Raw genomic sequence first — 7,296 nt, forward strand, 5'->3', positions numbered from 1 at the left:
TATGAATGGTAATATTCTCATAATAGACGATGATACAGAGCTAACCGATTTATTGTCCCAGTATCTTGAACCAGAAGGCTATCATGCTGTTTGTGTTCATGATGGTGAAAATGGTGTAAAAAAAGCCTTAAATCAACCTTTCGATGCAGTTATTCTCGACGTTATGCTCCCGAAGTTAAATGGTTTTGAAGTATTAAAATCCATTCGGGAACATTTAGAAACTCCTGTCTTAATGTTAACGGCCCGGGGGGACGATATTGATCGGATTGTTGGCCTCGAAATTGGTGCAGATGATTACTTGCCCAAACCTTGTAATCCACGAGAGCTAGTGGCTCGCCTAAGAGCCATTTTAAGACGTACACAAAAAATTCCAACCTCAAAACCCATTATCGAACAACATAATATAATTGTTGACTGTTCCAAACGCCATGTGACTATGGCAGGCCATTATCTTGAGCTCACTAATGCCGAATTTAATATTCTGGAAATGTTGATCAAATCACCAGGCCAAGCTTTTTCAAAGGAAGAGCTGACTGAATATGCACTCGGAAGAAAATATACTGCATATGATCGGAGTATCGATGTCCACATTAGTAACTTAAGAAATAAATTAGGTGATAATCCTCAAGGTGAGCCCATAGTTAAAACAGTACGTGGATTTGGATATATGTTTAATGCGTAGTTTATATTGGAAGATTTTTATTTCATTTTGGCTAGCGACTATCCTTATCATTTTTACCACAGCTTGGATTATTAGTCATATCGTACATAAATCATCATTACCCGCCCAAGAACAATTGTTTATGGATAGTTATGCCAATGCAGCGGTTGCAACTTATGAATCAGGCCAGCAATCTGCTCTATTAAAATGGCTTAATAAAATTGGTATTTCCCGCCACATGTCTATTTATTTGCTCACCAGTACTGGTGAAATCATTGGAACTCATGTGGCTCCAGAAAATGTTAAAAAGGTTGCAGAAAATTTACTTCAAGATCAATTAAGTGAGGGTATTTTAAAATCAGGTAAACTTATTGTAAGCCATGAAATTTTATCAACATCTGGAAAATTTTACCGACTTGCAGCAGTCAGTGAAAAACCTATTTATCATTTTGTTGGTGTTCCCTGGGCTGGACTCACCATTCGTCTTATTTTAGCAATATTTATTAGTGGTCTTATTTGTTATTTATTATCACGTTACTTAACACAACCACTGCGCTCACTAGGCATGGCGGCTAAATCAATAGCAAAAGGTAAGCTAAATACTCGTGTTGGACATTTAAAAGGGCATAATAAAGATGAAATTGCTCAGCTTAGTGCGGAATTTGATCGTATGGCTGAGCAAGTAGAAACATTAGTTAAATCGAAAGAAAGATTATTACAAGACATTTCCCATGAATTACGCTCACCCCTTGCGCGATTACAAATTGCGATTGAGCTTGGACGCAAAAAAACAAACCATTTGGCTGATGGCGAATTTAATCGTATGGAACTTGAGTGCTCGAGATTAAATGCCTTAATTACTGAAATATTAGATTTTGCTCGCCTGAAAAGATCAACAACCGATCTTGATTTTAATAAAGTGGAACTTTCTACTCTTTTATTGAATATAATAAATGATGCAAATTTTGAATTTGGCAACGAGTTACCTCGTGTCAAAGCAGGAATTATTGAATCATGTCACATACTTATTGATGAACGTTTAATTCATAGAGCAATAGAAAATGTAGTTCGTAATGCCCTACATTACTCTCCCACAACTGAACAAGTTACTGTTTCCTTAAAGCATAATGAAACACAAGAGTATATATACATTGATATTAGTGATAAAGGACCTGGAGTCCCAGAAGATCAACTTAATCGAATATTTAATCCATTTTATCGGGTAGATACTTCAAGAACCAAAAAAACAGGTGGCTACGGTTTAGGATTAGCTATAGCTGCTCGTGCAATTCAACTCCATCACGGTGAAATTATAGCCTCAAATAATCCCGACGGCGGTTTATTAGTACGGATTATACTTGGTTCTTGTAATCAAGAAAGCTAATTATAAGATAAAGCAGGAACACTGCGGCTAACTCTGCATTTTTTCTTAGAAAAAATAAAAAATCACCTCAAGAATTAAACTGTTTTTTTCTGTCTAATTAAGTTACAATGTGACAGCTTAAAGAAATACTGGAACTTCTGTATTATGACTGTAGCTCAGAAATTAGAAAAAACAAGCGGTATATTTTTTTTCTTAGGTTTTCTGCTTTCAAAACTTCAATATCTTCCTTTTCCATTAGTATCAGCTATTTTTAGGTTTCTTTCGTTAGGTATCTATTCTCTAGCTTATAGCTCTTGGTCCATTGCGTGTCTTCTTCATCCAGATCACAAAGAGCATCACCATAAATGGTATGGTTTTGCACAGATTAAAGAGCAATTCCTTTTTTCATCATTTATAGGATTAATAGCTACTGTACTGAGTACAGCTGCTGTTTTTGTACCTGTTCTGTTTCCACCAGCAGCTTGGCTTTTTCTTATTGGTAATGTGCTTTGGGCTATTGGTGAATACCATAAATTAAAAAATCCACCACAAAATAATCAAGATATTTCTTATACCCAACAAAAAAATTATTTATATTATGCAATAACATCATGTGCAATAAGTTTAGTCGCAGCAATTTCAGCTACCCTCATTGTTGTCTTTCCTCCTTTAGCGATACCAATTACTATTTTTTCACTTCTTCTCTATACAGGTTTAGGAGCACTAGCATTTGAATATTGGTTACACAGTAAAAGTGCAGAAAATCCGCAATCCATTAAGGGTAGTTATAAGCAAATGAACGATTCATTAGGCCCAACCACTTCTCTTGAGCAATCTAATTCTCTAGAGCCTAGATTTACTAAGAGTATTTTTAATAAGCCCGAAGATAAAATATCTGAAATCGAACTAATCACCATCAATAGTCATGAAAAAAGTGGAAATGAGTATGATTTGCAAATCCATACTTCTTCTTTATAATAAAAAAATCTTAAGATTTGATCGAGATTTATATGGATCCTACAATTACGAAAATGATTTCTAATGCTTATAAAGCACTTACTCATTCTTACTCGCCCTACTCCAAATTTAGTGTCGCTAGTTGTATTTGTACTGATAAAGATACTTTATATACAGGTGTCAATGTCGAAAATAGCTCTTATGGATTATCAACATGTGCTGAGGCTTCGGCTATTTCTGCCATGATCTCTGCGGGAGAAAAAAATATTAAAAGTATCGTTGTTCTTGCTGGGACCAATTTATTGTGTCCTCCATGCGGTGCATGCAGACAAAGAATTTATGAATTTTCCACCACAGACACCATCGTTCATCTTTGCAGTAAAGATTCAATATTACGTAGCATAAAAATGAGCGAACTTCTGCCCCTTGCTTTTGATTTTAACCCTTAATTAATAGGAATATTTGTATGATAAATACTGCCACAAAGCAGAATTATGCTCTTTTAGCAGCAAACTATATAAAAAATTTATACCCTTCATTTAAACCAACCGTGGCTATAGTGTTAGGATCAGGATTAGGAAAATTTGCTGATGAATTGCAAGATACAGTACGCATCAGTTATGAGGATCTTCCTGGTTTTCCCAAAATAACGGTACAAGGGCATGGTGGTAATTTAATTCTTGGCTACTGGAATGGTGTAGGTGTTATTTGTTTGCAAGGAAGAGCACATACCTATGAAGGCTTAGAAAATTATGAAACAGTAAAAACCTATGTCCGCACTATGAAGCTCTTAGGGTGTACTCATTTTATTGCAACTAATGCTTCTGGCTCACTCAGAGAGGATGTTGGTCCAGGTGAATTAATGCTTATTTCAGACCATATTAATTTACAACCAAGTAATCCTCTTATTGGTCCTAATGATGATGAGTTTGGCCCAAGATTCTACCCTTTAGATAATGCCTACGATCAAACTATGCGCTCGAAGTTGCTAGCCATTGCCGCAGAAAACTCAATCAAACTGACTGAGGGCGTTTATATTTCCGTCTTAGGGCCACACTATGAAACTGCAGCAGAAATTAGAGCATTTAAAATTTGGGGAGCTGATGCTGTAGGAATGTCTACTGTCCCAGAAGTATTAGTTGCGAACCATTGTGGAATGCATGTTGCAGTAATTGCGATGATTACAAACTATGCTACAGGTCTATCCAAAACAGCGCATAGTCATGAGTCAGTTGTTGCAATGGCAGAAAGTGCTGCAGCGAAGCTTAATTTTATTATAAAACAGTATATTGCAGGTTTAAAGTGACGGTAGAAAATCATTTAAATGAGGTCATGGAAAAACTACTTGACCACTTTCCGAGGCAATTCATTACGGTTGAGCAACTGATTCATTCTATAGACCTTACTCTACTTGATGAGCATGCGACTACTGAAGCATTATCTCAATTAAAGCAGGATGCCCAACAGAATCAGGTTGCAGCCCTCTGCATTTATATGCAACATTTACCTGAAATTATGCCGCAAGACAGCATTAACACAGCAACAGTAATTAATTTTCCGCAAGGAATAGAAGCACTTGATGTTTCACTGGCATCAGTAGAAAAAGCGGCTCTCTTAGGGGCCACTGAAATTGACTATGTTCTTCCCTACTCCATGTATCTTGGAGGCCAAACACAAAAGGCACTTCATCAGTGCCTTACAATTGCTCAATTATGCAAACAACATAAACTTGTTTTAAAAATAATTTTAGAAAGTGGCGCATTTCCTAACCTTCAAGCCATTTATACGATTAGCAGAGAGTTAATTGAGCTAGAATGCGATTTCATTAAAACATCTACGGGAAAAATCGCTCAAGGGGCTTCTTTATCTGCAGCACTAGCCATTTTAAGTGCAATTAAAGATACAAACACATCTTGTGGTATTAAGATCTCCGGGGGCATAAAAAAACCTCAACAAGCCTTTTATTATGCGGTACTTGCAGAGTTAATGATTGACAAACCAATTAATAAAAATTGGTTTCGTATTGGAGCTAGTAGTTTGTTAGGTGAACTGTTAAAAACTAATTAAATCTCAGTTATACTTCCTACGTTCGAAACATAATTAACAGTCGTGACTATTGATAACTGATCAGGATAGGGTCATTAAGTTAGATAAGGAATATAAAGTTATTCTAGTTCACTTTTCAACTGGAGTTTAATCTATGCAAAGAAAAAAATTATTTTCTAAATCAGTTCTCGTTATGCTTTTTGGTCTCATTTTATCAAGTTGTAATAACACTCTGCCTCCTGGCGAATACGATACAAATGAAGTCGGCAAAGTAAAAAAAGTCATTCCAGGGACCATTATTTCTAAACGCCCTGTCCATTTACGGAATATGGCTAATATGAATAACAATAATACAAACAATAATCTTGTTGATAGCGGCTATAGTCAAACGCGTGGCGTTGAGTATGTTATTAAGTTAAACTCCGGAGGAATCATCTCTGTAGTGCAATCAGAAGATCTAAAGCTCAAAAATAAACAAAAAATTCTAGTCATTTATGGTAAACATACTCGTGTTGTTGCCGATAATGGTAGTGAGATTTTTTAAATTTCCAGGAGCATTTCTCCACTTATAGTCTTTCGTGTATACTGCGATTTAAACAGGTGTACACGAAAACTAAAAAAATTGCTTTAACCAATACTCTTAAAAATATCTATAGAGTTTTTCACTATCCTTTAGGTAATAGGTCACCCCTAATAAACTTTAAAGAAGTTTATTAGGAGAACTGATCCTCTTTATATTCTAACCAAAGCTACCGCCAAAAGATCAAATAAGATTGAGAAATATCTTATAGATTTCTGTTTTAAAAAACATAAAATAGTGGATTATTCAGCTACTTAAATATTCTCTAATGAAAGTACAATTACCCGAGACGATAGCGGACTGTCATGAGTTGATAAAACGACTTGTTGAGATCACTGATGCATTAGTTTTACGGGTTGAAAAGTTAGAACAAGAAAATAAAGCGCTTAAAGAGCGTTTGGATAATAATTCATCGAACTCATCGAAACCGCCCTCACAGGACTTTAAAAAGAAAAAGACTAAGAAGAAGGCCAACTCGAATAAGGGAGGGGGAGTTAAAGGACATCAAGGACATTTTCGAGAGTTGTTGCCAGTAGACGAAGTGGATGCGGTTGTATCCTGTAAATTACCAAAGCGCTGTATTTGCGGTGAAAAGAGAATAAAAAGCCAAGACGTGTTAAGACACCAAGTCTATGAATTACCCCCAATAAAACTCAACATCACTGAATATCAGTTAGAAAAAGGAACGTGTGTTTGTTGTGGCAAGAAACGTCTGGCTACCTTACCAAACGGCATTACGTGGGGTATAACCGGTCCCCGATTAACAAGCTTTATGGCTCACATGCTCTCAAAATACAAGTTGTCTCGTCGAGGGCTTCAATCATTTTTAAGTGAACAGCTCTCATTTCCTCTAAGTATGGGATGTATTTACAAAAAACAACGCCTCGTGAGCGATGCGTTAAAAGAGCCTGTAGCCGATTTGTTAAACCAAGTGAAAATAAGCCACAGCGCTCATATGGATGAAACAGGACATCGCCGCGACGGGGTTAATCAATGGCTTTGGGGCGTGATGTCGAAATCAGCCGCTTTTTTCTCTGTCGAAACCTCTCGAGGCAAGAAAGTGATTGACTCCTTAATGGGAGATTTTGATGGCATTCTTGTGTCCGACCGCTATGCCGGATATAACTATTTCCCCAGTGATAAGCGTCAAATCTGTTGGGCTCATTTAAAACGCGACTTCACTAAACTTTCAGAGAAACAGGACAAACCAATTACTCGCATAGGCAGTGAGTTATTAAATTGCCAAGCTGATTTATTTGAGCTGTGGCACCAACACAAACTGGGATCCTTCTCGCGTTGGGAGTTAATACGAAAAACTCAGTGCATTCGACATAAGGTAGGGGAACTTTTGGAGCAAGGGACTTATACAGACCCCAAATTAAGAATCGTGCGGTTTTGCTCAAATCTATTGACCCATTTTGATGCCTTATGGACTTTTATTTTTAACGAAAATATAGAGCCAACCAATAATCATGCAGAGCAATGCTTACGGCCAGCGGTGATTTGGCGAAAAAATTATTTTGGTACGCGATCTGATTATGGCTCTGACTTTGTAGCCAGAACCATGTCTCTTATTACTTCGTGCAGATTACAAGCTAAAAATGCCTTTGATGTTTGCTCGCAGATTTTGATGGATCATTTCTCCGGGAAAAAATCTTTGGTTTTTGCTAATCACCAGTGACCTATTAC

At 36.7% G+C, this 7,296-nt stretch carries 8 protein-coding genes; all 8 read left to right on the top strand.

Annotated features, from left to right (window positions below; translation table 11 throughout):
* Nucleotide 1: 1 nt before the first annotated feature.
* The 8 genes from cpxR (at nt 2) to tnpC (ending at nt 7,288) form a co-directional block, all read left to right on the top strand.
* Nucleotides 2-682 (top strand): two-component system response regulator CpxR, encoded by a 681-nt coding sequence (gene cpxR / locus Lsan_RS17985; protein ID WP_058516077.1) that lies wholly within the window; start codon nt 2-4, stop codon nt 680-682.
* Nucleotides 675-2,045 carry a two-component system sensor histidine kinase CpxA gene (gene cpxA, locus Lsan_RS17990; protein WP_058515499.1) on the top strand — a complete coding sequence of 457 codons (1,371 nt, stop codon included), beginning with the start codon at nt 675-677 and terminating at the stop codon, nt 2,043-2,045. Before cpxR ends, cpxA begins: the two co-directional genes overlap by 8 nt.
* A 144-nt stretch (nt 2,046-2,189) precedes the next feature.
* On the top strand, nt 2,190-3,002 hold the full coding sequence (locus tag Lsan_RS17995; protein ID WP_058515500.1) for a hypothetical protein: 813 nt from the start codon (nt 2,190-2,192) through the stop codon (nt 3,000-3,002).
* Between the two features lie 32 nt (nt 3,003-3,034).
* The gene (gene cdd, locus Lsan_RS18000; protein ID WP_058515501.1) at nt 3,035-3,430 is read left to right on the top strand and encodes a cytidine deaminase; all 396 of its coding nucleotides are present in this window, start codon (nt 3,035-3,037) and stop codon (nt 3,428-3,430) included.
* Nucleotides 3,431-3,447: 17 nt separating this feature from the next.
* Entirely contained in the window at nt 3,448-4,287 is an 840-nt protein-coding gene (locus Lsan_RS18005; RefSeq protein WP_058515502.1) for a purine-nucleoside phosphorylase, read from the top strand.
* Nucleotides 4,284-5,048 (top strand): 2-deoxyribose-5-phosphate aldolase, encoded by a 765-nt coding sequence (gene deoC, locus Lsan_RS18010; protein WP_058515503.1) that lies wholly within the window; start codon nt 4,284-4,286, stop codon nt 5,046-5,048. The genes Lsan_RS18005 and deoC overlap by 4 nt, the downstream gene beginning before the upstream one ends.
* Nucleotides 5,049-5,181: 133 nt before the next feature.
* Entirely contained in the window at nt 5,182-5,571 is a 390-nt protein-coding gene (locus Lsan_RS18015; RefSeq protein WP_058515504.1) for a hypothetical protein, read from the top strand.
* Between the two features lie 304 nt (nt 5,572-5,875).
* Complete coding sequence (gene tnpC, locus Lsan_RS18020) at nt 5,876-7,288, top strand: IS66 family transposase (protein WP_058515505.1); 1,413 nt, start codon at nt 5,876-5,878, stop codon at nt 7,286-7,288.
* The last annotated feature ends 8 nt before the right edge of the window (nt 7,289-7,296 follow it).

The sequence above is a fragment of the Legionella santicrucis genome (assembly GCF_001468135.1).
In the GTDB taxonomy this organism is placed as follows: Bacteria; Pseudomonadota; Gammaproteobacteria; order Legionellales; family Legionellaceae; genus Legionella; species Legionella santicrucis.